This is a genomic window from Streptomyces sp. NPDC058051 (assembly GCF_042885475.1).
In the GTDB taxonomy this organism is placed as follows: domain Bacteria; phylum Actinomycetota; class Actinomycetes; order Streptomycetales; family Streptomycetaceae; genus Streptomyces.
The window spans coordinates 1-25,356 of sequence record NZ_JBHVRW010000045.1 but is presented as its reverse complement, the minus strand read 5'-3'; the positions used below and the strand labels follow the sequence as shown (position 1 = coordinate 25,356).

Annotated in this window: 24 protein-coding genes and 2 pseudogenes; 11 read left to right on the top strand and 15 right to left on the bottom strand. The window is 69.1% G+C overall.

What is annotated here, in order from left to right:
- Positions 1–2: 2 nt before the first annotated feature.
- Positions 3–3,155 carry an amino acid adenylation domain-containing protein gene (locus ACFVUT_RS36410; RefSeq protein ID WP_389660613.1) on the bottom strand — a complete coding sequence of 1,051 codons (3,153 nt, stop codon included), beginning with the start codon at positions 3,153–3,155 and terminating at the stop codon, positions 3–5.
- Positions 3,156–3,596: 441 nt separating this feature from the next.
- Between ACFVUT_RS36410 and ACFVUT_RS36405 the strand changes: the two genes are divergently transcribed.
- Genes ACFVUT_RS36405 through ACFVUT_RS36395 form a run of 3 tightly spaced genes read left to right on the top strand, consistent with a single transcriptional unit; the run spans position 3,597 to position 6,865 of the window.
- Positions 3,597–4,682, top strand: a complete 1,086-nt coding sequence (locus ACFVUT_RS36405) for an ATP-binding protein (RefSeq protein ID WP_389660611.1) — start codon at positions 3,597–3,599, stop codon at positions 4,680–4,682.
- 15 nt (positions 4,683–4,697) lie between these two features.
- Positions 4,698–6,050, top strand: coding sequence for a VWA-like domain-containing protein (locus tag ACFVUT_RS36400; RefSeq protein ID WP_389660609.1), 1,353 nt, complete (start codon positions 4,698–4,700; stop codon positions 6,048–6,050).
- Positions 6,050–6,865: a hypothetical protein gene (locus ACFVUT_RS36395; RefSeq protein WP_389660607.1), complete on the top strand. Its 816-nt coding sequence runs from the start codon at positions 6,050–6,052 to the stop codon at positions 6,863–6,865. The genes ACFVUT_RS36400 and ACFVUT_RS36395 overlap by 1 nt, the downstream gene beginning before the upstream one ends.
- A gap of 86 nt (positions 6,866–6,951) precedes the next feature.
- Here ACFVUT_RS36395 and fabG read toward each other — a convergent pair whose 3' ends face one another.
- The 5 genes from fabG to ACFVUT_RS36370 form a co-directional block, all read right to left on the bottom strand.
- Positions 6,952–7,677 carry a 3-oxoacyl-ACP reductase FabG gene (gene fabG / locus ACFVUT_RS36390; RefSeq protein ID WP_389660605.1) on the bottom strand — a complete coding sequence of 242 codons (726 nt, stop codon included), beginning with the start codon at positions 7,675–7,677 and terminating at the stop codon, positions 6,952–6,954.
- An 82-nt stretch (positions 7,678–7,759) separates the two neighbouring features.
- Positions 7,760–8,587, bottom strand: coding sequence for an SAM-dependent methyltransferase (locus tag ACFVUT_RS36385; protein ID WP_389660603.1), 828 nt, complete (start codon positions 8,585–8,587; stop codon positions 7,760–7,762).
- A gap of 89 nt (positions 8,588–8,676) precedes the next feature.
- Positions 8,677–9,075 carry a nuclear transport factor 2 family protein gene (locus ACFVUT_RS36380; protein ID WP_389660601.1) on the bottom strand — a complete coding sequence of 133 codons (399 nt, stop codon included), beginning with the start codon at positions 9,073–9,075 and terminating at the stop codon, positions 8,677–8,679.
- 17 nt (positions 9,076–9,092) lie between these two features.
- Complete coding sequence (locus ACFVUT_RS36375; RefSeq protein ID WP_389660599.1) at positions 9,093–10,673, bottom strand: amino acid adenylation domain-containing protein; 1,581 nt, start codon at positions 10,671–10,673, stop codon at positions 9,093–9,095.
- 159 nt (positions 10,674–10,832) lie between these two features.
- Complete coding sequence (locus ACFVUT_RS36370; RefSeq protein ID WP_389660597.1) at positions 10,833–11,735, bottom strand: sulfotransferase family protein; 903 nt, start codon at positions 11,733–11,735, stop codon at positions 10,833–10,835.
- 155 nt (positions 11,736–11,890) lie between these two features.
- On the opposite strand from ACFVUT_RS36370, the gene ACFVUT_RS36365 reads away from it, so the two are divergent.
- Positions 11,891–13,267 (top strand): sulfotransferase, encoded by a 1,377-nt coding sequence (locus ACFVUT_RS36365; RefSeq protein ID WP_389660595.1) that lies wholly within the window; start codon positions 11,891–11,893, stop codon positions 13,265–13,267.
- Positions 13,268–13,334: 67 nt separating this feature from the next.
- Here ACFVUT_RS36365 and ACFVUT_RS36360 read toward each other — a convergent pair whose 3' ends face one another.
- The 3 genes from ACFVUT_RS36360 to ACFVUT_RS36350 all read right to left on the bottom strand — a co-directional run bounded on the left by ACFVUT_RS36360 (position 13,335) and on the right by ACFVUT_RS36350 (position 17,207).
- Positions 13,335–15,239, bottom strand: coding sequence for a condensation domain-containing protein (locus ACFVUT_RS36360; RefSeq protein ID WP_389660593.1), 1,905 nt, complete (start codon positions 15,237–15,239; stop codon positions 13,335–13,337).
- A gap of 137 nt (positions 15,240–15,376) precedes the next feature.
- Positions 15,377–16,153, bottom strand: a complete 777-nt coding sequence (locus ACFVUT_RS36355) for an SAM-dependent methyltransferase (RefSeq protein ID WP_389660591.1) — start codon at positions 16,151–16,153, stop codon at positions 15,377–15,379.
- 325 nt (positions 16,154–16,478) lie between these two features.
- Positions 16,479–17,207 (bottom strand): LmbU family transcriptional regulator, encoded by a 729-nt coding sequence (locus tag ACFVUT_RS36350; RefSeq protein WP_389660589.1) that lies wholly within the window; start codon positions 17,205–17,207, stop codon positions 16,479–16,481.
- A 442-nt stretch (positions 17,208–17,649) separates the two neighbouring features.
- Here ACFVUT_RS36350 and ACFVUT_RS36345 point away from each other — a divergent pair, with 442 nt between their 5' ends.
- The 3 genes and pseudogenes from ACFVUT_RS36345 to ACFVUT_RS36335 all read left to right on the top strand — a co-directional run.
- Positions 17,650–17,868 (top strand): hypothetical protein, encoded by a 219-nt coding sequence (locus ACFVUT_RS36345; protein WP_389660587.1) that lies wholly within the window; start codon positions 17,650–17,652, stop codon positions 17,866–17,868.
- A 125-nt stretch (positions 17,869–17,993) separates the two neighbouring features.
- Positions 17,994–19,070 (top strand): branched-chain amino acid aminotransferase, encoded by a 1,077-nt coding sequence (locus ACFVUT_RS36340; protein WP_389660585.1) that lies wholly within the window; start codon positions 17,994–17,996, stop codon positions 19,068–19,070.
- A gap of 30 nt (positions 19,071–19,100) precedes the next feature.
- Positions 19,101–19,282, top strand: a pseudogene (locus ACFVUT_RS36335) (MFS transporter); the annotation flags it as partial.
- 69 nt (positions 19,283–19,351) lie between these two features.
- Here ACFVUT_RS36335 and ACFVUT_RS36330 read toward each other — a convergent pair.
- Together ACFVUT_RS36330 and ACFVUT_RS36325 are read right to left on the bottom strand one after the other, a co-directional pair.
- The gene (locus ACFVUT_RS36330; protein ID WP_389660583.1) at positions 19,352–19,777 is read right to left on the bottom strand and encodes a transposase; all 426 of its coding nucleotides are present in this window, start codon (positions 19,775–19,777) and stop codon (positions 19,352–19,354) included.
- Positions 19,681–20,082, bottom strand: coding sequence for a transposase (locus ACFVUT_RS36325; RefSeq protein WP_389660581.1), 402 nt, complete (start codon positions 20,080–20,082; stop codon positions 19,681–19,683). Before ACFVUT_RS36325 ends, ACFVUT_RS36330 begins: the two co-directional genes overlap by 97 nt.
- A gap of 86 nt (positions 20,083–20,168) precedes the next feature.
- On the opposite strand from ACFVUT_RS36325, the gene ACFVUT_RS36320 reads away from it, so the two are divergent.
- Positions 20,169–20,399, top strand: coding sequence for a transposase (locus tag ACFVUT_RS36320; protein ID WP_389660579.1), 231 nt, complete (start codon positions 20,169–20,171; stop codon positions 20,397–20,399).
- 126 nt (positions 20,400–20,525) lie between these two features.
- The gene (locus tag ACFVUT_RS36315; protein WP_389660577.1) at positions 20,526–20,942 is read left to right on the top strand and encodes a transposase; all 417 of its coding nucleotides are present in this window, start codon (positions 20,526–20,528) and stop codon (positions 20,940–20,942) included.
- 362 nt (positions 20,943–21,304) lie between these two features.
- Here ACFVUT_RS36315 and ACFVUT_RS36310 read toward each other — a convergent pair whose 3' ends face one another.
- The 4 genes from ACFVUT_RS36310 to ACFVUT_RS36295 form a co-directional block, all read right to left on the bottom strand.
- On the bottom strand, positions 21,305–21,991 hold the full coding sequence (locus ACFVUT_RS36310; protein ID WP_389660576.1) for a hypothetical protein: 687 nt from the start codon (positions 21,989–21,991) through the stop codon (positions 21,305–21,307).
- A gap of 280 nt (positions 21,992–22,271) precedes the next feature.
- On the bottom strand, positions 22,272–22,784 hold the full coding sequence (locus tag ACFVUT_RS36305) for a DUF6328 family protein (protein ID WP_389660574.1): 513 nt from the start codon (positions 22,782–22,784) through the stop codon (positions 22,272–22,274).
- Between the two features lie 154 nt (positions 22,785–22,938).
- Positions 22,939–23,298: a Zn-ribbon domain-containing OB-fold protein gene (locus ACFVUT_RS36300; protein WP_389660572.1), complete on the bottom strand. Its 360-nt coding sequence runs from the start codon at positions 23,296–23,298 to the stop codon at positions 22,939–22,941.
- Between the two features lie 144 nt (positions 23,299–23,442).
- A complete protein-coding gene (locus ACFVUT_RS36295) occupies positions 23,443–24,114 on the bottom strand; it encodes a TetR family transcriptional regulator (protein ID WP_389660627.1) in 672 nt (223 codons plus the stop codon).
- Positions 24,115–24,259: 145 nt separating this feature from the next.
- Between ACFVUT_RS36295 and ACFVUT_RS36290 the strand changes: the two genes are divergently transcribed.
- The gene (locus ACFVUT_RS36290) at positions 24,260–25,045 is read left to right on the top strand and encodes an electron transfer flavoprotein subunit beta/FixA family protein (protein WP_389655890.1); all 786 of its coding nucleotides are present in this window, start codon (positions 24,260–24,262) and stop codon (positions 25,043–25,045) included.
- Positions 25,046–25,137: 92 nt separating this feature from the next.
- A pseudogene (locus ACFVUT_RS36285) lies at positions 25,138–25,356 on the top strand (electron transfer flavoprotein subunit alpha/FixB family protein); the annotation flags it as partial.

Sequence of the window (25,356 nt, the reverse complement as noted above, 5' to 3'; positions counted from 1 at the left end):
TCCTATCCCTCCTCCTTGGCGACGACGTGCTGGAGCAGCCGACGGTAGGTTTCGGCGAAGTCCCGCATGGTTTCCGGGTCGTACAGGCTCAGGTCGTAGACCAGCCGACCCTCGATCTCGCCGGTGGCGGTCTCCTGGAGGTGCACTTCGAGGTCGAACCGGGTGGAGACAGGGACCTTGAGATCCATCAGGGTGGTTTCGGTACGGCTCAGCCGGAGTTGCTCGTGCGGTGTGTTCTGCAGTTGGAACATCACTTGGACGAGGGGGTTGTGGCGGAGGTCACGGCGGATGCCGAGTTCGCTGACGATGTGCTCGAACGGCACGTCCTGGTGGGCGTACGCGCCCAGGGTGGCGGTCCGTACCCGGTTCAGCAGTTCGCGGAAGGCCGGGGCGCCGGAGCAGTCCACGCGCAGTACCAGGGTGTTGATGAAGAAGCCGACCATGCCTTCCAGTTCGGGCCGCCGCCGGTTCGCCACGGGGGTGCCGACCAGCACGTCCGTCCGGCCGGTGTAGCGGACCAGCAGCACGTCGAACGCGGCCAGCAGCACCATGAACAGCGTGGCGCGTTCGGCGCGTGCCAGCTCCCGCAGCTTGTCGGTGACGTCTGCGGGCAGGGCGAACACGCGGACGCCGCCGCGATAGGTCGACACCGCAGGGCGCGTTCGATCGGTCGGCAGTTCCAGTACCGGCTCGACGCCTCGCAGGGTCTGCTGCCAGTACGCCAGTTGGCCGGCGAGTTCCCGCTCGCCGAACACGTGCCGCTGCCACAGGGCGTAGTCGCCGTACTGCACGGGCAGCGGTGGCAACGGGTCGGGCCGGTCTTCCAGCCGTGCCGCATAAAGGCTGCCCAGCTCATGGTTGAGGATCGCGCCCGACCATCCGTCAGCCACCAGGTGATGCACCACGACGGCCAGTACGTGGTCGTCGGCGCCCAGCCGCACCAGTACGGCCCGTAGCACCGGGCCGTGCTCCAGATCGAACACCTGCGAGGCGAACCGGCCCATGAGCCTGCCTGCCTCGGCCACCCGTTCCTCTTCCGAAGCGCCGGCGGGGATCTCCACCGGCAGTTCCATCGGGCCCGCCTGGTGCACCTTCGACTCCGGTATGCCGTGCTCGTTCACCGTGAACACCGAGCGCAGCACTTCGTGCCGGGCCACGACGCCCGACAGCGCCTCCCGCAGTGCCGACACATCCAGCGGGCCGCGGATCCGGTATGCGGCGGGCAGGTTGTAGAACGGATTGTCGGGGATCAGTTGATGGACGAACCACATGCGCTGCTGCGCGAACGACAGCGGCACCACCGCGCCGCCGGTACGCGGCTCGACGGCCGGGAGGACGTCCCCTCCGCCGCCACGCCGCAGATCCGACACCACCTCCGCCACGCCCGCCACCGTCGACGCCTCGAACAGCGTCCCGAACGGTATCTCCACGCTCAGCACGTCGCGCAGCCGTGACACCGCACGGGTCACCAGCAACGAATGACCGCCCAGTTCGAAGAAGTCGTCGAAGGCCCCCACCCGCTGCACGCCCAGCAGTTCGCTCCACACACCGGCGACCAGCTCCTCGACCCCGTCCCGGGGGGCCACAGAGTCCACACCGGTGTCGGGGGCGGGCAGGGCGGCGTGGTCGAGCTTCCCGTTGGGGCCGAGCGGCAGTCTGTCCAGCGGTACGACCACGCTGGGGACCATGTAGTCGGGCAGGATCTCGGCCGCATGGCCGCGCAGGGCCGCCGAGCCCTCGAAGGCGCCGCGCTCGGGCACCACGTAGGCGATCAGGCGCGGCCCGCCCGGCTTGTCGTCGCTCAGCACCACCACCGCCTGGGCGATGCCCGTACGGGCGGCCAACGCGGCCTCGATCTCGCCGAGTTCGATCCGGTGGCCGCGGAGCTTCACCTGGCGGTCGGCGCGTCCGACGTACTCGATCGCGCCGTCCGCGCGCCACCGGCCGATGTCTCCGGTCGCGTACATCCGGCTGCCGTCAGGACCGTACGGGTCGGGCCGGAACCGCTGTGCGGTCAGGCCGGGCTGATGGAGGTAGCCGCGGGCGAGCTGGTCGCCCGCCACGTACAGCTCGCCGGCCGTTCCGGGCGGCAGGGGCCGCAGGTCCGGGTCGAGGACGTACATGCGGGTGTTCCAGACCGGCCGCCCGATCGGGACTGTGGCCGCTCCTGGCTCGCAGGCCCAGTGCGTCACGTCGACGCTGGTCTCCGTGGGCCCGTAGAGGTTGAACAGGTGCACGCCTGGAAGGCGGGCGTGGAAGCGGCGCGCCAGCTCGGCGGGCAGCGGCTCGCCGGAGCATATGACCCTGCGGAGCCCGGTGCACGCACGCGCCGCGTCGTGCTCAAGGAACTCCGCGAGCATGGAGGGCACGAAGTGGACGGTGGTGATCCGCTGTTCGTGGATCAGTTCGGCCAGGTAGCCCGGGTCCTTGTGCCCGTCGGGGCGCGCGATCAACAGTGCGGCGCCGTTCTGCAAAGGCCAGAACAGCTCCCACACCGACACGTCGAACCCGGCCGGGGTCTTGTGCAGCACCCGGTCCTCCGACGACAGGGGGTACTGCGCGGACATCCAGGCCAGCCGGTTGACGATGCCGGAGTGCGGTACGACGACGCCCTTGGGGGCGCCCGTCGAGCCGGAGGTGTAGATGAGGTAGGCGGGGTGGCCGCCGCGGATGTCGACCTTGGGCGGACCCGGGTTGTCCGGTCCGTCGTTGGCGAGGTCGTCGCCCGGGGCCAGCAACGGCGCGGCGGCGCGGGGCAGCCGTCCGGCGGTCTCGGCCGTGGTGACCGTACACACCGGGTCGGCTTCGGCGATCATCCGCCGGATGCGTTCGTCGGGCAGGCCGGGCTCGACCGGCAGGTAGGCGGCGCCGGTCTTCACCACCGCGTGTACGGCGACCAGGAAGTCCACCGAGCGGGGCAGGGCCACGGCGACGAACCGCTCGGCGGTGGCGCCATGGGCGGTCAGCCGGTGCGCGAGGCGGTTCACCGCGGCGTCGAACTGCCGGTACGTCAGCGTAACGGAGCCCGCGACGACCGCTACCGCTTCGGGGGTACGGGCCGCCTGTGCCTGGGGCAGCTCCGCCAGGGTCAGCGCGGGCACGGGTCGCGCCGTGTCGTTCCATTCACTCGGTACCTGGTCGTTGCGTCGCGTCATGGTCAACGAACTCCCTCCAGGTTCGAGTGGTCAGGGAATGCGGCGGCAGGCATGCCTGAGAAACCGCGAAAGGAAAGGACATCAATGCGCGGCGGCCCGACGTCACCGTATCTCTGAGCGGGTAAGTAATTTCGCACCGGAACGCCGGTCGGAAATGGGTGACTCAATTGAATTTCGCAGGCGATTGCGTTGCACACCGTACCAATGACACAGCCGGCGCAGGGCCACCCGGATTGCCCGGATCGCGGTGCGGCGGGCGCCGGCTGTCTAGCCGGCGAGACAGCCGTCCTTCGCGGGAGCGGCGCCTGTCGACCGTGCGGGCCGCCGCTTCGTGGTGCGCTACAGTGCCCCCATGGGGTTGTATATAACCCCATGGGTTGGGTACTGTGATACCTACTTGGGGGGTCGTCCCACGATCCGCCGGTAGAGGAGGGTAGGCACGTGGACAGTTTCGTGGTGACCGAGGCCATGTCCATCGCGGTGTCGGCAGGTGTTCCGGTGCTGCTGTGGGGTCATCCCGGTACGGGCAAGACATCGGCGGTGACCGCACTGGCCGACGTGCTCGACTGGCCCGTGGAGGTGGTGATCGGCTCGATCCGCGAGCCGAGCGACTTCGCCGGCCTCCCCGTTGTCTCCGACGGCGCGGTCGCCCTGGCCCCGCCGAGCTGGGCGCAGCGGCTCGCCAAGGAAGGCCAGGGGCTGCTGTTCCTGGACGAGCTGACCACCGCCCCGCCGGCGGTGCAGGCGGCGATGCTACGCATCGTCCTGGAGCGCGTCGTGGGCGATCTGCAAATGCCGGAAGAGGTACGTATCGTCGCCGCGGCGAATCATCCGGACGAGGCCGCCGACGGCTGGGAGCTCGCCCCACCACTCGCGAACCGGCTGGTGCATCTGGAATGGCCGATCAACGCGAAGAACATCGCCCGTGGATTGGCCGTGGGCTTTCCCAGTCCGCCGTTGTCCGGTTTCCGGCGGCCGCCCACGTCGGCACAGCAATTGACCGCGCGTGCCTGTGTGGGAAGTTTTCTGGAGGTACGGCCGGGGCTGGCGCTGCAGATGCCGAAGGGCACCGCCGTCGGCCAGGGCTGGCCGAGCCCGCGGTCCTGGGAGGCGGTGGCGCGCCTGCTCGCCGCGTGCGAGGCGGCTGGTGCCTCGCAGGACGCCCAGGCGATCCTGGTGGCCGGCGCGGTGGGCCAGGCAGCGGCACTTGAGTTCCTGTCCTGGCTGGAGAATCTCGACCTGCCCGATCCGATGGAGGTTCTCGCCGACCCCGAGCGCTACGAGCTGCCGACACGCAGCGACCGGATCTTCGCGGTGCTCACAGCGGTCGCAGCGGTCGCCGTCGCCGAGAACGAGCCGGGGGCCTGGAAACGTGCCTGGGTCGTGGTCGCGAAGGCGGCGAAGTCCGCGCCTGACGTGGCGACACTCGTCGCCCGTACGCTCGCATCGAACCGCCCGCCGAATATGCAGATCCCGGCCACGCTCATCGAGTTGGCGCCGGTGCTGCGGGCAGCCGGCCTGATGTGAGGGGGTGCGTCGCGCATGCGCTGCTACCGGACCGACGAACTTCCGCTTGAGGAACGCCAGAAGTGGGCCGCCGCCCGGGTGTGGGCGGCGCACCAGGTGCCGTACCTGTCCACCGCCCTGCTCACCCTCGACCCCGTGGTGGTCGACGCCTCGGCCACGGACGACCGTGCCGCGGGCGACGACGCCGACGTCCTCGACCGTGACCTGCAGGACGCGCCGGCCGGGGCGCCGGTCGACGTGAGCCGTTTCCCGACCGACACCGGCTGGCATGTGTACATCGATCCGGCGACGCTGCGCGCGCTGGAGGTGCCGCAGATCGGTTTGTGGCTGATCCATCAGGTGACGCACCTGCTGCGCGAGCACGCCGGACGCTATCCGGGTGCGCTGAGCGCAGGCGACGACGACACACAGGGGCCGGCCGCCGTACGCAACCATGACCAGCGGCGCTGGAACCTGGCAGCCGACGCCGAGATCACCGTAGCGACAACGGTGGCGGGCCGGCCACCGCCCGACGACAGCGTGCTGCCGGACCGGCTGGGGCTGGCGCCGAGCCAGACGGCCGAGAACTACTGGACCGCGCTCGGCGAACGGACCGAACCCGTCCCGCGCGAGCTGGCCGACATCGACTGCGGGACCGGGTGCGACGGCCAGCCCCGGCCGTGGAACTGCGGCTGGCCCGGCCTTTCGAAGTTCGGCGCGCAGTTGACGTCGCTGCACACCGCGCGGCAGATCCGCGACCACATCAAGTCGCGCGACGACATCCCGGCGGGCTGGCTGCGCTGGGCCGCCGACATGCTGGAGCCGACGGTGAACTGGCGCCGGGTGCTGGCCGCCCAGGTCCGCCGTGGTGTCGCCAACATCGCGGGCCGGGTCGACTTCACCTACCGCAGGCCGTCCCGGCGGGCGGCCGCCATGCCGGGTGTGATCATGCCCAGCATGCACCAGCCGCTGCCGGTGGTCGCCATCGTGATCGACACCTCCGGCTCGATGAGCGACGAAATGCTCGGACAAGCCCTCGGCGAGGTGTCCGGGGTCCTGCACGGGCTCGGCGTGGGCCGCGGCCAGCTCAAAGTGATCACCTGTGACGCGGAGGCGTACACACCGCAGGCCGTGCACCAGGTCGCCGACCTTCAGCTGGCCGGGGGCGGCGGTACGGACATGCGTACGGGGCTGGCCGCCGCGGTGAACCTGCACCCGCGGCCGGACCTGGTCGTGGCCCTCACCGACGGCCATAGCCCGTGGCCGAACACGCCACCGCGCGGGATCCGCGTCCTCATCGGCCTCATGGACCCGACAGGCGAGGCGCCCGACTGGGCGGAGAGCGTCCTCATCGGAGACCAGCACGACGACAAACAGGGAGCAACGTAATGGCGAACACGATCGACGGCGAGTACGGCAGCGGCTCCTCGGGCGACGGTGGATTCGATCCGACGGCGTACCGGGTCAGCGGTGTCCCCGGCGAACAGGCGCCCGAGTGGTTCCGCTGGGGTATCGAAGCCGAGGACGCCGCCCTGTGGCGGTCCGCAGGCGTCAGCGAGCCGCTCCAGGCCGCGCGGTGGACGTCGGCCGGAGTGACGCCTGCCACCGTCCGCCAGTGGCAGGGCGCCGGGGTCGAGGCCGACGAGGTCGTGCACTGGCACGAGTTCGGCTTCAGCCTTGAGGACGCGATGAAACTCAAGGCCGGCGGACTCACCGCGGGCGAGGCCCTCACCGAACTGCGCGGCGGCTCGGCGGCAATGGAGGGCGGCGTCGCGACGCCGGGTGAGTCGCACGGCGGCTTCGCCGGCTTCGACATGGGCACCGGGGACCAGGACGACGCACAGAAGTTCATCAGCAAGGTGCGGGCCGCCAAGACCGAGGTCATGTACAGCTACATCACCCGGCAGTGGGTCGACGACGAGGCCGTCGCATGGGCGACGCACAACGTCGGGGCCACCGAGGCCAAGGACTGGAAGGAGCTCGGGCTCCAGCCCATCGAGGCCGGCCGGCTCACCCGGCAGGACGAGACGCCGATGACGGTGGCCAGGACGTGGTGGCGATCGGGCATCCCGTTCGACGAGGCCGCGTCCTGGATCGGCTCGGGGCTCACCCCGGAGGAGGCGATCGCACAGCGTGCGCAGGGCATCACGGCCGAGCAGGCCGAGGTGCTGCGCAATCTGCGCGGCAAAGAACTCGACGACTGACCTGTGGTGGCCTGCGGTGCCCGTCGTTGACCGCGACGGCCGGAAGCAGTTGGCGGGGAGACCGACCGCCGGTGCGCCGGGGCCGCTCAGGAGACGGAGATCCCGCCGTCGACGGGCAGCACCTGCCCTGTCAGGAAGTCGCTGTCGAGGAACGTCTCGATGCCCCGGGCGATCTCGTCCGGCGTGCCGAACCGTCCGAGCGGTGTCCTGGCCAGGAACGCGGTCCGCAGCTCGTGGGGCACGTCCTGCGTCATGTCGGTGGGCATGAACCCCGGGGAGATGGCGTTGACCGTGACGCCGCGCCGGCCGCACTCCACCGCGAGCGACCGGGTCAGGCCGATCACACCGGCCTTCGACGCGGAGTAGGCCGTCTGCCCGGCGCTGCCGATCATGCCGGCCAGCGACACCACGTTGACGATGCGTCCCCAGCGCCCTGTCAGCATCCGGGGCAGCACGGCACGGCACGTGTGGAAGGTGCCCAGCAGGTTCACCGCGACGACCGTCGTCCACTCCTCGGGCGGCTGGGTCGCCAGCAGGCCGTCCTGGCGCACGCCGGCAGCGTTGACCAGTACCGAGACCTCGCCGAGCCGCGCGCGCACCTCGGCGACCATGGCGCCGACCGCCGCCCGGTCGGTGACGTCGGCGCCGACGGTCATCGACGGGTGGGACAGCTCGGCCTGTACCTCGCGCGCCCGTTTCTCGCCGGTCGCGTAGTGCACGGCGACCCGGTAGCCCCGGGCGTCGAGGACCCGGGCGACGGCCCCTCCGAACGCGCCGGACCCGCCGGTCACCAGCGCCACGTCGTGTTCCATGTGCAACAGCCCTTCGCCGGTACGGGAAGCCAGGTGGCGGACGGGGTGGGACCGCCCGAACGACCCCACCCCTCACGGGGGTTCAGGTGCGTTCCGCGGTCACCAGCGCGTATCCGACCCCGTCGAGCTGGTCCAGGCGCTCCATCCAGAGGATCATCCGTTCCAGCATCAACGGGCCGACCGTCGAGGCGAACTCGGCGCGGCGCCGGCGCGCTTCCCCTGCCATGGCGGGGACCGACCTGGCGGTGTGCCGGGTGATGTCGGTGAACTCCTTGGGTGTCAGGCCCGCGCGCTCCATCAGCCGTTTGTAGTCGGCGACGGGGATGACCGAGCTGAGCGAGTTGGACTCGTTGAACTCGTCGATACGCTTCCGGCCCTCGGCGTCGACCTCGCGTAGTTGCACGACGTCGGCGATGGCGAGCCGGCCGCCGGTGCGCAGCACCCGCGCTATCTCGGACAGCACCTGGCCGCGGTCGGGCATGTGCAGCATGGATTCCAGTGCCCAGGCGCGGTCGAACGTAGCGTCCTCGAAGGGTAGCGCCATCGCGTCGGCGTATTCGAACCGTACCCGGTCGCCGAGGCCGACGGCCTGGGACCGTTCGCCCGCCTGGGTGATCTGTTTGCGGCTGTTGGACACGCCCACCACGCACACGTCGCAGGCGCGGGCCAGCTGGAACGCCGGGACTCCGAGACCGCAGCCGACATCCAGGACCCGGTCGCCAGCGACCGGCTCCAGCCGGGTGATCATCTGGTCGGTGAGGGCCGCCGCAGCGTCCTGGATGCCGCAGTCGTCGCTGTCGTCCTCCCAGTATCCGTAGTGAATGCTTCCGTCCCACATGCCCTCGTGCATGGCGATCATCAGGTCGTAGAGCCCTCCGACCTTCTCCGATTCAGGGCCGGTGTACGTCATGGGCGGGGTCCTTTGCTGGAGGCGAACTGTCCATTCGGTGTGATGTGCCGCTGGCGCCTGTGCTGCTGGCGCCGCGTTGCGCGGACGGGTCAGACCATGGGCGCGAAGAAGAAGGTGTCGCGGCGGCAGAACCGGCCCTCGGGTCCGATCGCGAAAAAGTCGGCGAAGCGCAGCGACACCTCGCGGCCGTCACGCAGGCTGCCGGAGAACTCTCCGTTGACCGCGGCCTGCGAGCCGGACAGGACCATCGTGGTGACCGTGTGGTGCCCGCTGCTGATGACCCGCTCGTCGGTGTAAAATCTCATCAGTTCGTCTCGGCCGCGCAGCGGTTGGTAGCCCGGCCGGTGATAGACGGCGTCGGCGGTGAACAGGTCCACCAGGCCCGTGACGTCATTGGCGTCGACGAGTTCGTAGTAGCGCATGACCTGCTTGGCCGAAGGCGAGTCGGGGAGCTCGTCGTCCGGTGCCCCGGGCTGTCGCTCTGACATCCTCGTCTCCTTTCACGTCAGGAAGGTTGGTGTGGCCGGCCTGTTCCGGCGGCTGCCGGACGGGCCGCAGTGTCGGCGAGCAGGCGGCGCTGGTCGACTTTTCCGTTGGCGTTGAGCGGCAGTTCGGTGAGGGCGACGATCCGGCTGGGCAGCAGGAAGTCGGGCAGCCGCGCCCGCAGGTGTGCCTGGACGTCGCGGACTGCCTCGGTGCTCGCTGTCCCGGCCCGCGGGGAGGTGATGAAGAGGACCAGCCGGTTGGGCCGGCCGGGGTCGGCGAGCGCGACGGCCTGGCCGACGTCGGGATGGTCGAGGGCGCACTGCTCGACCTCGCGGGGCTCCACCCGGTGCCCGCGCACCTTGAGCTGGCGGTCGCTGCGGCCGTCGAAATGCAGTACGCCGTCCGGCGACCGGTGGCCGAGGTCGCCGGTGCGGTACACGCGGTGGCGCGCTCCCGCGATGTCGACGTCGACGAACGCCTCGGCCGTACTCACCGGGTCGTCGAGATACCCCAGGGCGAGCCCGTCCCCCGCTGCGCAGATCTCGCCGGTCTCCCCAGGCCCGCATGCGCGGTCCCCGTCGAGCAGGTGCACGCCGGTGCGTACGACGGGCCGGCCGATCGGAATGTCGGACGCGTCCACGTCGGTGAGGCCGATGTCGTGCGTGGTGGTGAAGACGGTGTTCTCCGCAGGGCCGTACCCGTTGGTGAGACGGATCGACGGATGTGTGGTGAGGAAGGAGCGCACATGGGAGGCGGACAGCCGCTCGCCGCCGACCATCACGTGCGACATCCCGGCGAACGCCGCGCAGTCCTCGTCGACCAGGACGTTGAACAGTGTCGAGGTCAGCCAGATCGTGTTGACGCCGTGTTTGCGGACGACGCCGCGCAGCAGCGCCGGGTAGAGGTGGTCCACGTCGATCACCAGTGAGCAGCCGCCCGACAGCAGCACGCTCCAGACCTCCAGCGTGTAGCCGTCCCACGGCACCGGTGTGGCGTTCGGCATGACGCACCCGGGGCCGAAGTAGCCGAAGGAGCCGGGGTTGTAGAGGCGCGTGGTGGCACGGTGCGGTGAGAGGACGCCTTTGGGCTCTCCGCTGGTGCCGGATGTGAAGAAGACCGCCGCGGGGTCGTCAGGGCTGACCGGTGGTGAGGCGAAGGTGTCGGCCGGTGCCGGGAAGATCCAGTCGCCGGTGCGCCAGCAGACCTTGTCGCCGCCGTCGACGGAGTCCGCCACCGGTTCCTCGGCCACCACGACGCCCGAGCGCAACCGGTCGGTCAGGCTCCGCAGCCGTGCGGGGGGCCAGCGGTGGTCCAGCGCCGCGTACGCGGCGCCGGTCTTGAGAACGCCCAGCAGGGTGGTGTTCAGCACGGCTCCGCGGCCGGCGACCACGGGGACGATGTCGCCGGGGCCCACGCCCGCTTCAGCCAAGGACCGCGCCACGGCGTCGGACGCGCGGTCGATGTCGGCGTAGCTCCACCGGGTGTCGCCGAGAACGACCGCGGGCGCGTCCGGGTTTTCCCGCACCCGCTGCCGGAAGCACTCATGAATGACGTCGACGGTGGCTCCTTCGTGAGCCTTGTCCGGTTCCGTGTCGTCCACTGTCGATCGCTCCTCACGGAAGGCGACGAATGGGGTGAGCAATGGCACGTGGCAGCCCTATGGCGCCCGGTCCGTAGAATTCTGAATCGCCGGGTCGGACGTATGGGTGACGCACTGAGGAATGATCTTTCACACCTGGCTCAGCCGCCGGTTCGCATGCTATCGGAATGCGTGGTGCGTGAAATCGCGCAGGGCGCGCGTTCCTGGCTCGCAGGCGCTGTGCAGTTCTGCGAGCTGTGTCGCGTCGAGTTTTTTTGCCGCTCCGATTCGCGTGACGTCGACATGTGTCCGGGCGGCGTCGAGCCATTCATCGGTGATGTCGGCGCCGATGAACGTACCGAGTTCGCAGAACCCGGTACGTGGATCGCTCAGCAGATCCTCGTAACGGATGGTCAGCAGCCGGTCCGGGGCGATCTCGGCCAGCTCCGCGAGCCCGTCGCGCATCCAGTCCGACCACATCTCGCCGAAGGCGCTCGGCGGCAGGTCGTAGTCCCGCACCTTGTCGACGTCGTAGGGCGGCGCGACGAGGCCGGTGAACTCGGCCCGCACCCTTGCACGCTCCGCCCGGGTGCCTCCTCTGACCTCGGCGAACCGTTGTGCGGCTGTCGCGCGGAGCAGGGCCAACCGGAAGATCGGGGTGCGGCTCATCGACATGGCGCAGTCCGGCCCGTCCCGATGGATGTGCACGAATCTCGCCTCGGGGAACTCCCTTCGCAGCACGGGCACATGGACCAGTGACAGGCCGGTGCGCTCCACGACGCGGCTGCGCCCCAGTTGCCGGCACAGCCAGTCGAACAGCGTGCGGAGCTGGTCACGTGCGGGGCGGCGCGGCCAGTCGGCCATCTCCAGGGCAAGGCGGTCGTAGAGCTCCCGCGGCTTGTCGGTGAGCAGTGCGAGCACGATCGCGATGCGCGGCAGTGTGGCCGTTCCGCCGCCCCAGCTCTCCACCACCGGGACCATCTCGGCAATCTTGATACCGTCCCGGTCGAGCGTGTGAAGAAATTCATCAGATGCGGCGAACAGGTCCCAGAGTTCCTGACCACTCATTTCCCGGGTGGGCACGGTGCCAACGTACCCGCCGTCCATGACGAGCAGCCCCAGAAACTCACTCAGGCTCAACACGTCGGGATGAAGATGCAGGATTCGCGACAGCATGGTCGAACCGGTCCGGCCTGTTCCCACGACGAATGTCAGGTGCAAACCGCCATCCCTCTCTCATGTATCGCATCGGTCGACAATTAAAGCCCCGCCTCATCTCAGCACGCCTCCGCAGTGGCGCGCCACAAGAGGGCTTCCGTCTTATTTCTCCATTGTCCTTCGGCAGTTCGGCAGGAAGGTGCCCCATGATCGACCAGTTGCTTGATCGCGTCTCCGATCTTCTCGTGATCGTGTGCAGCCCCCGGGGTGGCTCATCGCTGCTGTCCGAGCGGCTGCGCTCCCGGCCGGAGCTGCTTCATCTGCCGGGCGAGACGCCGCCGTTGCTGACTTTGGCGGGGCTCGATCCGCTGGTGGTGAGCGGGGACGACACACTGACCGAGGAGCACGCGGCGCGCTTCGCCAGCCCGTTGGAGCGGGAGCTCGCGTGCGAAGTGGGCAATCCGGCGGCCGAGGTGCACGTCGCGGCGCTGGAGCGCTGGCTGGGCCGCAGGCTGCGCCTGCAGTGGCCGGACGAGACATTCAACGAGGCGGAGATCCACCGTTGCGTCGAGGTGGCGCGGCAACGACAGCCGCTTCCTCGCGACGCTGCTGCGTTCTCCGCGCTCGAAGCGTTCCATCTGGAGTTCCTGGCGGCGGTCCGCACCGGCCACCCAGCCGTGGACCCGTACTACTACGACATCGGTGAAGCGGCTGTGGCGGCCCGGTTCCCCGATGTGCCGGTGCCGTCGGGGCCGTCGGGCGAGCGGCTCGTCGAGGTGCCGCCGTTCCTCGTGGCCAGGCCGTGGCGTGCGCCGCGACCGGACGAGATCGCCGGCCGGACGCTGGTCATCAAAGCTCCGTCCTGCTGCTATCAGCTGCCGTTCTGGAAGGCGTTGTTCCCGCGGGCCCGGGTCCGGGTGCTGCATCTGACCCGGGCACCTGGTCCGGCGGTGAACGGGCTGATGGCCGCCTGGCGGCACCGTGGCTTCTTCTCCCGGCGGGTGGACGTCGATCTGGACATCACGGGCTACACCGACACCCACCCGGGCTGGGCCCGGCGCTGGTGGAACTTCGACCTGCCGCCCGGCTGGCGCGGCATGACCGATGAACCGTTGGCGCGGGTCTGCGGTTTCCAGTGGGCGTCCGCGCACCGGGCGTCGTTGGCGGCGTCGGCCACCGACGACGTCCTGACGGTCCGCCACGAGGATCTGATCGGCGCGCCGCCCACGTCGCAGGCGGCCATGCGGCGTATCGGCGACTGGCTGGGCCTTCCGGGGCAGGCGATCGACGACCTCAGCCGGCTGACGGTCGGTCCGGTGTCCGCGGTCACCACTCCCGACGAGAACCGCTGGATGCGTCACCGTGCGCTGATCGATCCGTTCCTCGACGAGGCGCCGGTGCGCGAAATCGCCCGGGAGCTGGGCTATCTGCAGGCGGTGAAATCCGGGACGCCGTGACCGGGTCCTTGTTCCTCTTGGTGTCTCGCCGGCGAGACACCAAGAGGAACACTGCGAGCCGGGCAGCTCAACGCACCACGACCGGGCGGAGTTTCCCGACCAGCTCGGCGGGCGGGCACAGCCCGAGCAGGTCGCGGTAGGTCACGCCGGTGAACCCGTCCTCTTCCAGCGCGGACAGGAACGCGTCCATGCGCCCCGGCTCTCCACCGGCGGTCAGGTAGGACGCGGCACCCGACCAGTGCGCTTCCGGGCTGGTCCGTCGCAGTGCGCTTTCCAGGGCGGCCGACGCCGGTGTGTCCGCCGCGAAGGGCGGCCCTCGGTACCCGTCCCCCTCGCTGACGATCGCGCCGTCGTTGGTGATGACGAAGCGATCCGGCACCACGGCCGCGGGCCGGCGCCGCAGTCGCGCGGTCGCGAACAGGCGCAGTGTGAACGGGTCCGTCTCCGGGCCGGCCGGGTCTTCCGTGTGCACGGCGACGTGCGCGGTCAGCCCGGTGTGGTCCTGGACGACCTCGCAGGACCGGACCGCAGGGTGGTCAGCAACCAGCCGCTCGACGTCGTCCAGGCAGACGCGGCAGCCGTCGCGCTCCGCCCACCGGCCCTCGCGGGCTGGCGCGGGCAGATCCGCCCGGTCCACCAGATCCTGGACGAGCGCGTCCGGGCGGGCCGAGGCCAGCAGCCGGTCCAACCCGCGCAGGAACTCCTCGACGAGCGGCTCGGCGAACAGGTCGGCGTTGTGCCACAGGGTCAATGTGAGACGCCCGCCCGTTCGGCGCGGCAGCAGACCGAGGTGGTCCGGCAGGGCGGGGAACGGGTCGGAGTAGGTGACGGTGCCGTCGGCGCCGTCACGACGGAACTCCTCGGTCGTCCACGCGCTGAGCTCGTCGGCACCGGACGTGCGGTCGACATAGTTGTAGGAGACCATGCCCTCCATGGACACGCCATGGGCGAACTGGCGGCGGTGCAGCGCTCCGTGGGCGGAGTCGTAGTCGAACTGACCGTAGCGGTAGACCGGGGAGAGTGCGTCCTTCGCCTGGCTCACCAGCGCGCTGACCGTCCCATCGACGTGCGGCTCCAGCACCAGCGGGACGCTCTGCGCGAGGCAGCCGATGTGGGCGAGCTGATCGGGCTGGAAGCGGTTGGCCGACGAGAAGGAGATCGCCGTCCGGGTGTTGCCCGTGAGCCTGCCCAGTGCGGCGGCGAACAGGGCGAGTACGACAGCCGACTCGGGCGCCCGGCAGCGTTTCGCGACGACCGCGACGACCGGGCCCGCGGCCGAGGTGAGCGTGGCGTAGCGGGGACGATGTCCGACGGCCTCCCCGAGCCGTATCGGCACCGTCGTCGCGGGGAAGTCGTCCAGCACGCCCTGCCAGTACGCCGCGGCGCGGGTGGCCTGCCGTTGCGCGGCGCGAGACGCCTCGAACCGCGCCTCGGCCGACGGCTGCCGTACGGAGTGGAACGTCGACGGCCGGCCCTGCCGTACGTCGTCGAGCACGGCGGTCATCGTCTTGAGGAACGCGGCGACCCCGAAGGTGTCGATGGCGATGTGGTGGAGCACGAAGGCGACCATCCGGGGCGCGCCGTGTGCGACTATGACGCCGACGCGGACCGGCGGCGCTTCCTCCAGCACGAACTCCCGCCGGGCCAGGTCGAGAACGAAGTCGCGGACCTTGGCCGTCCGGTCGGCGGCGCCGCTGGCGTCACACACCTCCGGCGTCAACGTGAACGGGGGATGCAGGACGTGCGCCACGTCGCCTCGGGCGTTCAGCCGGTACGAGGTGCGCAGCACATCGAGGCCGTCGACCAGGCGTCGCAGTGTCTCGGCGAAATCCTCGGCCGATGTGCCGTCCGGGAGGGGGACGATGACCCGGACGTTGTCGCGCCAGCTCGCCCCGGGCTCAGCCGACCGGTACGCCGTCCAGTAGAACTTCTGCGCCCAATGGAGCGGCGGCCCTTCTTCGTTGTCCGACACGGCGTCTCCCCATGTGGCCGTAAACGGCGTGCCAGTCTTTCCGTGGAACGAGCATCAGGGCAAGGCGAAAGCAGGGTTCGCTATCGCGTCCACTGCCGTGCCGATCGCGGATACCGAGTCCTTCGCGGGTGCGGCGGCTACTGACGTACGGCGGTGGCGAGCCAGCCCGAGCCGACTTCCACGACGAACTCGCGGCCGTACTTCTTGCCCATTTCCGTGCCGAGGCTGGCCTCGGTCTTCCAGCCGAGCGGCTCAAGCCATTCGGCGGGGTGGCCGCTGATGCCGGACTTGTAGAGCTGACGTTCCACGTCGGCGAGCAGCTGCCGTTTGTGATGCTCGATGATCTTCATGTCGTGGCGGTCGAAGATGAACCGGCTTCCTGGCCTGGACAGTTCCGTGATGCGGCTTACGAGCGTGTCCACGTCCTCGGGTGCCAGATAGACCAGCAGGCCCTCGGCCAGCCAAGCGGTGGGCAAGCTCGGGTCGAACCCGTTCTTCTTGAGTTCTTCCGGCCAGTCCGTCCGCAGGTCCACGGCCAATACCTGCCGCTCGCAGGTGGGTTCGACGTTGTTCTTGGAGATGACTTTCTCCTTGAACTCCAAGACCTTCGGCAGGTCGATCTCGAAGAGCTTGGTGCCAGCCGGCCAAGGAAGCCGGAACGCGCGGGCGTCCAGCCCGGAGGCCAACAGGACGACTTGCAGGCAGTGCTCCGAAGCGGCGAGGAGAGCGTCGTCGAAGTAACGCGTCCGAACTGCTACCGCGGTGATGTTCCTGTAATAGCCGACGGCTTCCAGAAACAGCTTTGCTACCTGGTCGTTGAACAACCTGTCGGGTCGATCACTCTCCAGAGCGCGAGAGAGGGCGACACCGATTCCTGTTTGACCGACACCGGAGGGTTCATTTGTTTCCGCCATGGCTTCAGCTTGCCACGAAGCGGGACGCGCAACTTCGGTGGACAACGACTTGCGTGCAATCCCTTCGGATCGCCGGTGTCTTGCCGGCGAGACACCGCAAGCGGCTGCGCACCGGCCCCGGGTGGTGGGCCCGGGGCCGGCTTCCGCGCAGCCGCGAGGAGCTGACCGGCATACAGTTTCACCGTGATGAGGAACCCGGTCGTGGGCGCCAGAGACATCGGCGGTGGCCGCTGACGCGGCGTCTGCTCGGCCGGTACCTGCTCGGTGTCACGCCGTCGCCCCGGCAGACGTCTTTCCCGGGGCAGGACGGCCGCCCGCAGACCCGCTAGGCGCGCGGCCCGCTCCCGCTGGAGCCGCTGCGCGTCGCCTTCTCAAGAGTCGCGGCGATCCAGTCGACCAGGTCGGTGCCGACCCGCTGCGCCGCTTTCTCCCACCGCTCGATCTGGTCCTTGGCCACCCGGAGCCGCAGATTGATCTCGGGGTTCTCGTCGAGTGCCGGCTGATCGTCGGCATAGCTGGCCCGCAATTGCTTGCGGAGCTCGTTTCTCGACCAACTGAACTTCTCGGCGAAGTCGAGCCAGTGTTCCTGTTCCTTCTCGGGCAGGGCGGCGACCTCGACGTGATGCTGGAAGCTCAGCGCCTCCCGGCGGCGCGCGGGCTCGAATCGCCGTGCGATCCACGCATAATTGCGCAGCGTGCCGTAGTCCAGAGATGTGTCAACCATGGCGCGCTTATACCGGTCCGGGTATTTGTCGTGACCGAACACTAACCAGTCCCCCAGCCACCACGCTGAAGCATTGGAGATCTGGGAGATATGTTCTCCGAGGTGTCGCCAGCTGTCGAGGGGCAGATCAGCCGGCAGCGTCAGACCGGTCTTCTTGGAGATGATTGACTTGTCCGCCGAGAGCAGGTTCTGTTTCGCCCCTCTGGCATCGTCAACGATGACATCCAGTGTTTCCCCTTGCCCAGCGCCATCACGGCGCCTTGTACACTTCATTGAAACCATCTGTTGCCGCTCCAATTTGATGTATGGGGCATCGAATTCGAGTAACATTGACTCCTTTGGTCTCTTTCGTGCACGCCACAAAGGCTGCCCTATAGACGCACCTTCGCACTCACAGGTGTTTTTCCGTTGTCCCTCCGAGGGCACTCCTACCGGATCACCCCTCACAGAAATCCGGCGCACGCTGCGAACGTTGCACCGCCATGATCCTCCACATGCCCTCACATGACGGACTCCACGCTACGGGAGGTGTGCCACGAGGCGCCTCTATGATCGAGTGCGGGTGATCGGATTTCGCCACTCGCCCGTCGCAAAGGACAGGCTGAGCTGGGAATCGCGGATTTCGCCCTGTCGCTTCGGTGCGCGCTGCCATGACCGAGACGTTGCGCGCCCGCCCCTCCCGCCAACTGCTTCAGCAAAAGGGGCCGTTCGATCGGCGGCGGTGCGACGGGCGGGCGGGACGGGAACAACCTGGAAGACGGAGGAAGCAGACATGGACGAATCCGTTGCCGTACGGGGCCCCGACGCCGCGTCGGCAATACGGGCCCCGCAAAGGGTCGCGAAGGTGATGAACCATTACGACAAACCGCCCTATGGAGGGCGGTCCGGTCAACTGGTCGCACCAATGGCGCCGATCAACTTCCGCGCGGTGGGCGCCGACAGGCTGTTCAGGCGCCGCGCCGTCCACTCCTCCTTCTCGGCGCTGGTGTGAAAATGCCAAACATATCGTCCGGCGCGAATCAGCCGGCGTCACCGACTGCCCTTCCGACTACGCAGGGGAAACCTCACTCGCCGGGCGCACCCAGCCAACTCTCCTCGCCGACGCTGACGTTCACCGTGGAGACAGCCGGCCGGCGGGCCTCTGCCGACGAGCGGGCGGCCCGGTCGGCGGACGCCGGCTTCGGCACCGCGTTCACCGAGCACATGGCCACGGCGCGCTGGTCCGCCGATCGCGGCTGGCACGACGGCAGGGTGTTGCCGTACCGACCGCTGCCCATGGACCCCGCGACCGTCGGCCTGCACTACGGCCAGGTCGTCTTCGAAGGGCTGAAGGCGTACGCCACCCACGACGGGCGGACCGGGGTCTTTCGGCCGCATGCGCACGCCGAGCGGTTCGCGACCTCCGCCCGGCGGCTGGTCATGCCGGAACTGCCAGTCGACGCGTTCGTCTCGACGGTGGAGGCGTTCCTCGCGGCCGACGCCGCCTGGATCCCCGAGGAGCCCGGCCGCTCCCTCTATCTGCGCCCCCTGTTGTACGCCAGCGAGGCACGGCTCGCCCTGCGGCCCGCGACGGAGTACGGGTTCCTGCTGCTGGCCTTCGTCACAGAGGGGTTCTTCGGCGGAACGGCCGAGCCGGTGGATGTATGGGTGAGCGAGAAGTACGTACGCGCCCATCCCGGCGGCACTGGCGCGGTGAAGTTCGCCGGAAACTACGCGCCGTCGTACGCCGCGCAGACCGAGGCGGCGGCGCACGGCTGCCGGCAGGTGGTGTGGCTGGACGCTGCGGAGCGCCGCTGGGTGGAGGAGCTGGGCGGCATGAACGTGTTCTTCGTCTACGGCGAGGGGGCCGAAGCACGGCTGGTCACCCCGCCGGCTTCGGACACGATCCTGCCGGGTGTCACCCGCGACTCGCTGCTGACCATGGCGCACGAGCTGGGGCTGGCCACGGCCGAGGAGCGGATCTCGGTCGACCAGTGGCGCGACGACTGCGGGACCGGCGCGATGACCGAGGTCTTCGCCTGCGGCACGGCGTCGGACCTCAGCCCGATCGGGCATGTGCGGTCCACCGAGGGCGAGTTCCGTGTCGGGTCGGGAGGGATGGGACCGGTCACAGCGATGTTGTCGGACCGGCTGCTGCGCATCCACCGGGGCCACGGCCCCGATCCGCACGGCTGGTTGCACGTCCTCGGCTGACCCGGCCGAAAGCCGGGTGCGTGTGGCTGGGCGCTCCTTGTCGCGCAGGGCTCCACGGCGCGCTCCGTCGCCCTGTCGGGCTTCATGCACCACCCGGTCACCGTCGTCGGCGTCGCCTTCCTGGTCCGCGTGGCCGGCAACGCCTCACGGCCCGCCGCGCAGGCGATGATGGCCGATATGTCCGGCCCGAAGACCGAGTCCGGGCCTTCTCCCGGCCCGCACCGTCAAGAGCAAGCCGGACGATGCCATCGGCCTCGGCACCGAACTGTGGGATGGCCTTTTCATGAGCGTCGTCGGGCTCCCGCGCGGCCCATGCACAGCACCGAGATGAGGAAGAAGACGGCGCCCGGAACGGCGTAGCGGAGTTTGCCCAGGCCCTTGATGTTGGGGGCGCCCGTGCGGGAGATGACGGGCAGGATCCGCCGCTTGCGCAGCTCGCGGCGGTTGGGGTTGGAGTCGTAGCCCTTGTCACCGAGCAGCTTCTCGGGTCGGCGGCCGGGCCGCCCGGCCACGGGCGGGATGCCGTCGACCAGGGCGAGCGTCTGGGTGACGTCGTTGACGTTGGCCGCGGTGGTGATGACCCTGAGCGGGGTGCCGCGTCCGTCGCAGATCAGATGGTGTTTGCTGCCCGTCTTCCGCCGGTCGACCGGCGACGGACCGGTGTCGGCTCCCCCTTTTTCGCGCGGATGTGAGAGCCGTCCACGCACGCCCGGGACCAGTTGAGTTCGCCGGCCGCGTTCAGTTCGGCGAGCAGGATGCGGTGCAGCTGGTCGAAGACCCCGGCCTGCTGCCACCGCTCCAGGCGCCGCCAGCAGGTCTGTCCCGAGCCGAACACCGGCTCCAGGGGCAGCAGTTGCCAGGCTATGTCGTTGAACAGGACGTACAGGATGCCCTGCAGGCACAGCCGGTCCGCCACCGGCCGCGGTCCCGGCGCCTTCTCAGGCCAGGGCGGCAGCAGCGGCTCGATCAGCGCCCACAAGTCGTCGTCCACGATCCACGGCCGAGTCGTCACACATCACGAACGGTTGCATCATCACACCGGTCACGCTCGACCAGGGCACTTCAACAAGATCCTGTGACGAGCTCTGTGCCTCGGACATGACGGAGGCGGAATGGCAGGAGGTCCGCTCTGCGCTGCCGGCCTGGCTGGCGGGCCGGGGTGGGCGGCCGGAGGGCTATTGCCATCGTGTGATGTTGGATGCGGTCCGCTATGTCGTGGACAACGGGGTGAAGTGGGTCAACCTGCCTGCGGACTTCCCGCCGTTTCGGCGGGTGCATGCCTTCGCCCGCCGCTGGCAGGCCACCGGCTGCGCGACCGGGTGCGCGTGAAGGAGGGCCGTTCGGTGGATCCGACGGCGGCGATCGTGGACTCGCAGTCGGTGCGGGCCGCGGCGAACGTGCCGCGCGACGTCAGGGTGGGACGGCGGCAAAAGGGTGGGCGGGCGCAAGCGGCACGTGATCGTTGACTGTCTCGGCCTGGTCCTGGCGGTCATGGTGAGCGCGGCGAGCGTGCAGGACCGCGACGCCGCCGTCCCGCTGCTGGCGCGGCTGCGCGAGCAGTACTTCTCGGTCCGTCTGGTCTGGGCGGACGGCGGCTACGCCGGCAGCCTGGTCGACTTCGCCCGCTCAGAGCTCCGGCTCACCCTCGGCATCGTCCGCCGCTGCGACGACACCATGGGTTTCGTGGTGCTGCCGAGACGGTGGGTGGTGGAGAGAACGCTGAGCTGGCTGATGCGCTCGCGTCGTCTGGTGCGTAACTACGAGACGCTGCCCGCGATGCACGAGGCGATGGTGCTGTGGTCGATGACCATGCTCATGAGCAGCCGGCTGGTCGAGCCCGCTACCGCACCACGGGGCAACTTACCGACCTGACCGGGCTGTTCACCAAGGACCTCGGCCACCGCCTCCCGCGCACCGGCCAACCTCGCCAGGGCTCCTTCCGCCGCCACGAGCGCGGCCTGCACCCGCTCGGCCTCCTCCCGCAGCCGGGCTGCCTCCTCACGGACCTTCTTCTCCCGGGCCTCCAGCAGACCAAGCACCGAGGGCACAGCCACCTCCACGAGCAAGACGAGCAGACGAACCGCCCCACCTCTTCCGCCCACAGACGGAGTTCATGCTCACCAACCTCGAACCACACGATCATGTTCGGAAAGCGGAAGCCTTCTCAGGCAAGCCCCCAGTTGTGTGGCGTCGGGAAATGCCTGAACCCCCCACCGATCCCGGAGCGGTTCAGTTCATCCGTTCAGATGCGGCTTGAGCTCCTCCGGCATCGGCTCACGTGTTTCCGCCATCCTCGGCAGCCGGATCAAAGGGTCCGTCGTCCGTACATAGTCCCGCGCCCATGCCAGCCGGCGTCGGGCGGAACCCAGAGCCGATTCGTCCGCGCCACCGCCCAGTTCACCAAGGCGACGCTCCATGGCATCGCAGTACTGACTCGGCACAGCGGCCTCCCGCCATCGTCCTGCTTCCTCCCGAAGCACCTCCGCCAGTTGATCCTGCACTGCCTGCTTCCTGGCCTCCTCCATGGCTGCCTGCCAACGGATCTGGCGTTCCGCCTTGGCTCGCTCCTCACCTGCCCGACGCTGGGCGTCGTGCACCGCCCGCACCTCGATCTCCCCGAGGATCACGCCCAGGGAATCCTCCAGCGTCCCGCTCTTCCGATCGCGCCAGCGGCCCGGACGACTGGTCAGGCCGTGATCAAGCTCTACGACGAGGCGTGCGGCACGATCCGGGTTGGTGGACTGCGGGAACTCCTGCTTGACGGTGACGCTGCAGGCGAAGCCGTCGACGACCACACTCACACCGCCCTCTCTCGGCGAGTAGTACGTCCGGCCTTCCTGTACGCCGTACCCTCGCCGCACCGCCTCGGTTGCCAGCGCCTGCAGGAGCAGAAGCGCCCGGTGCCGAAGCGCAGGAGGCATCACGAGCCGCTCCTCCGCGTCTCTGAGCGCAGCCACGAGCGGATGAGGAGAAGTCAGCCGCGTGGGAGCCGGAACCACCGAGGCGTCGCCCGCCGGCTTCCGGCTCCGTGAGTTGGGATGTGGTCCCTCTCCGAGGTACACCACAGATGATTACCCCGCGCTGCCTACCGGACGATCACGCCCACGGAACCAGAACGACTCCCCAAGTCACTGACAAACGACTCCCCTGAGAAACTGGCGCAGCATCAGGACGGCCTCGGGCGGTGGACGGTGGACATCCCTACGTGCGTTCCAGGTGGCGCCTGAGCAGGTAGGGCACGGCGAGCCAACAGGACGCGAACCAGGCCAGTACGAGCGGAGCAATGACCCAGGAGGGCCCCGCTCCCACCGCAACCCGAAGCAGAAGGAACACGGCACAGACGATGGCGGCCGCCAGCAGCGCCAGCCCCGTGGCGATCAACCGGCCTGTCACGCGCACCAACTGGGGCTTGCGCCGTCGGCCGGCAAGGCTGCGGTGGAAGGAGACCGGTGCGACCAGCGCACCGGTCGCCAACGCTCCGAGCACCACGGTGACCACATAGAGATTCGTGTCGAACGTGCCCAGCTGCGCGAAACGGGGTGTGAAGACCACACTGAGCAGGAAGCCGAACAGGATCTGCGCCCCGGTCTGCGCCACCCGCACCTCTTGCAGCATCTCGCCCCATTGGCGATCGGCCCGCTCCTTGGTTGTCTCGCGACGCCCAAACCCGTGGTTCCTGTCGCCCTCCTGAGGGCCCCGCGCGTCGTCCGTCATATTCACTCCTCCGGAAATGACCTCCAGTCAAGTCCAAGGCGATGCGGAAAGCCCGGCGACCCGCCTCACGGAGCCGCCGCGGCGGGTACAGGCACGGTACGGCGGCACAGGCACGGTGGCGGCAGCACACGCGCGGCTCGGCCGGGAAGGACGTTCAGAACCAGTCGTCGGGACCGGGCGGATCACAGAGCTCGAAGACCAGATCACCCGTCTCCGGATCGCCACCGGCAACCGGGCGCACGCGCGCGCCGACCACCACCCGGTGCGGCGCAGCCCCCACGACACGGCATCGGAACACGAATCCCTCGGGCAGCCGGACGAGGGATTCGTTGCGCGCCGCGTCCGTGTAGCGATGCACGACGCCGGACCTCACCACGACACCCAGCCCGGAACTGTGCTCGGGCTGCAGATCACTTGATGCGCACACCGGGCACAACAGCCTCCGGAAGGAGGCCGTCCCGCACCAGCGGCACCGGAGATGGGCGAGTCCGGCTTCCTCCTGCACCGTCGGCACGGTGCCACTTGATGGCTGAGACACGTTTCGACCCCCTGCGCTCGGCTCGGGTGCGTCGCGCGTGCGCACCGACGCGTCCGCACCATAGGGCACCGAGTGCCGCGCCGTAAAGACACTGAGTGCCACATTCAGGCCGCCTCCCGGTCAGTCCGCCCCGATGGCCGACTCGATCTGCTGCACGACGCGCCACATCGGAGCCCCCTTGGCCGCGACCATCACGACCACGTCGCCGTCGGCCGAGACCGGCACCGCGTTCTCGGTCACCTCGCTCCCCCACACCTGACGCACCAGCGCGAGGGCGTGATCCACCGCCGCCTCGGCGCCCCCCTCGCCGCCCGAACGCAACCAGGTGCGCAGCCCGTTGTTGTGCGCGGCGACCACGGATGCGGCGATCACCTCGGCCCGCAGCGCACCGTCCCGCGACGCGCCGTACCGGCCGCGCAGATAGCCGGCCATCGTCTGTTCGTAGCGGCGCACCACGGACAGTTCGTAGGTGCGCAGACCCGGCACCTCCCGGGTGAGCCGGTAGCGCTGGACGGAGAATTCGGGGTTGGCGGAGTACATGCGCAGCACGAGCCGGGCCGCGTCGCACACCGCGTCGACCGGATCCACGTCACCGGCCCCGTCGAGAAACGCGGTCATGTCGGCGAGGCAGCGCTCGTGATCCGGGAAGACCGCGTCCTCCTTCGAGGGGAAGTACCGGAAGAACGACCGGCGCCCGACCCCGGCTCGCGCCACGATGTCGTCCACCGTGGTCCGCTCGAAGCCCCGCTCCAGGAAGAGCTGGAAGGCCGCCTCGGCGAGCACCTCTCGCATGGGAGCCTTCTTCGCCGGCCTGCGTGCGTCAGTCATGCGGGGAACGTAGCACCGGAAGGCCCCATCTGGCACCAGGTTCCTTTACAGAGGGTACTGAGTGCCATATGGTCGTCGATACGAACCACACCCAGGTAGGAGAGCCGGCGTGAGCTTGAGGATCGTTGTCTGTGTGAAGTACGTGCCCGATGCGACGGGTGACCGGCATTTCGCCGATGATCTGACGGTGGACCGTGAGGATGTGGACGGTCTGTTGTCGGAGCTGGACGAGTATGCGGTCGAGCAGGCGTTGCAGATCGCGGACGAGGCGGACGATGCGGAGGTCACCGTGCTGACGGTGGGTCCGGAGGATGCCAAGGACGCGTTGCGCAAGGCGTTGTCGATGGGTGCGGACAAGGCTGTTCATGTCGAGGACGACGATCTGCATGGCTCTGATGTGATGGGGACGTCGCTGGTGCTGGCGCGGGCGGTCGAGAAGGCGGGTTTCGACCTGGTGGTCTGTGGGATGGCGTCGACGGACGGCACGATGGGTGTGTTGCCGGCGGTTCTGGCGGAGCGGCTGGGTGTTCCGCAGGTGACGTTGCTGTCGGAGGTGTCGGTCGAGGGCGGTGTCGTGCGGGGGCGGCGGGACGGTGACACGGCGTCCGAGCGGCTGGAGGCATCGTTGCCGGCGGTGGTGTCGGTGACGGACCAGTCGGGTGAGGCGCGGTATCCGTCGTTCAAGGGGATCATGGCGGCGAAGAAGAAGCCGGTGGAGTCCTGGGATCTGGAGGATCTGGGGATCGAGGCCGGGGAGGTGGGTCTGGAGGGTGCCTGGACCCGGGTCGAGTCGGCCGTTGCGCGTCCGGCGCGGTCGGCGGGCACGGTCGTCAAGGACGAGGGTGAGGGCGGCCGGCAGCTGGCGGAGTTCCTGGCCGGCCAGAAGTTCATCTGACCGGTTCCTCTCCCCGTTCCCTGTTTCCCTGTTTTTCCCGGTCTTTCCCGGTTTTTTCCGGTTTTTGGCAACTCGCAGGAGATGGAAGTCCCATGGCTGAAGTTCTCGTCTATGTCGATCACGTGGACGGTGCTGTCCGCAAGCCCACGCTGGAGCTGTTGACGCTGGCGCGTCGGGTCGGTGAGCCGGTCGCGGTGGCGTTGGGTGCCGGTGCGGCGGCGACGGCCGGTGTGCTGGCCGAGCATGGTGCGGTGCGGGTTCTGACCGCTGAGGCGGCGGAGTTCGCCGAGTATCTGGTGGTGCCGAAGGTG

Bases quoted from the DNA above. Each gene is read 5' to 3' on its own strand.
- ACFVUT_RS36410 (WP_389660613.1), bottom strand. From the start codon at position 3,155: ATGACGCGACGCAACGACCAGGTACCGAGTGAATGGAACGACACGGCG.
- ACFVUT_RS36400 (WP_389660609.1), top strand. From the start codon at position 4,698: ATGCGCTGCTACCGGACCGACGAACTTCCGCTTGAGGAACGCCAGAAG.
- ACFVUT_RS36395 (WP_389660607.1), top strand. From the start codon at position 6,050: ATGGCGAACACGATCGACGGCGAGTACGGCAGCGGCTCCTCGGGCGAC.
- fabG (WP_389660605.1), bottom strand. From the start codon at position 7,677: ATGGAACACGACGTGGCGCTGGTGACCGGCGGGTCCGGCGCGTTCGGA.
- ACFVUT_RS36385 (WP_389660603.1), bottom strand. From the start codon at position 8,587: ATGACGTACACCGGCCCTGAATCGGAGAAGGTCGGAGGGCTCTACGAC.
- ACFVUT_RS36380 (WP_389660601.1), bottom strand. From the start codon at position 9,075: ATGTCAGAGCGACAGCCCGGGGCACCGGACGACGAGCTCCCCGACTCG.
- ACFVUT_RS36365 (WP_389660595.1), top strand. From the start codon at position 11,891: ATGTATCGCATCGGTCGACAATTAAAGCCCCGCCTCATCTCAGCACGC.
- ACFVUT_RS36355 (WP_389660591.1), bottom strand. From the start codon at position 16,153: ATGGCGGAAACAAATGAACCCTCCGGTGTCGGTCAAACAGGAATCGGT.
- ACFVUT_RS36350 (WP_389660589.1), bottom strand. From the start codon at position 17,207: ATGTTACTCGAATTCGATGCCCCATACATCAAATTGGAGCGGCAACAG.
- ACFVUT_RS36345 (WP_389660587.1), top strand. From the start codon at position 17,650: ATGGACGAATCCGTTGCCGTACGGGGCCCCGACGCCGCGTCGGCAATA.
- ACFVUT_RS36320 (WP_389660579.1), top strand. From the start codon at position 20,169: ATGACGGAGGCGGAATGGCAGGAGGTCCGCTCTGCGCTGCCGGCCTGG.
- ACFVUT_RS36310 (WP_389660576.1), bottom strand. From the start codon at position 21,991: ATGCCTCCTGCGCTTCGGCACCGGGCGCTTCTGCTCCTGCAGGCGCTG.
- ACFVUT_RS36305 (WP_389660574.1), bottom strand. From the start codon at position 22,784: ATGACGGACGACGCGCGGGGCCCTCAGGAGGGCGACAGGAACCACGGG.
- ACFVUT_RS36295 (WP_389660627.1), bottom strand. From the start codon at position 24,114: ATGCGAGAGGTGCTCGCCGAGGCGGCCTTCCAGCTCTTCCTGGAGCGG.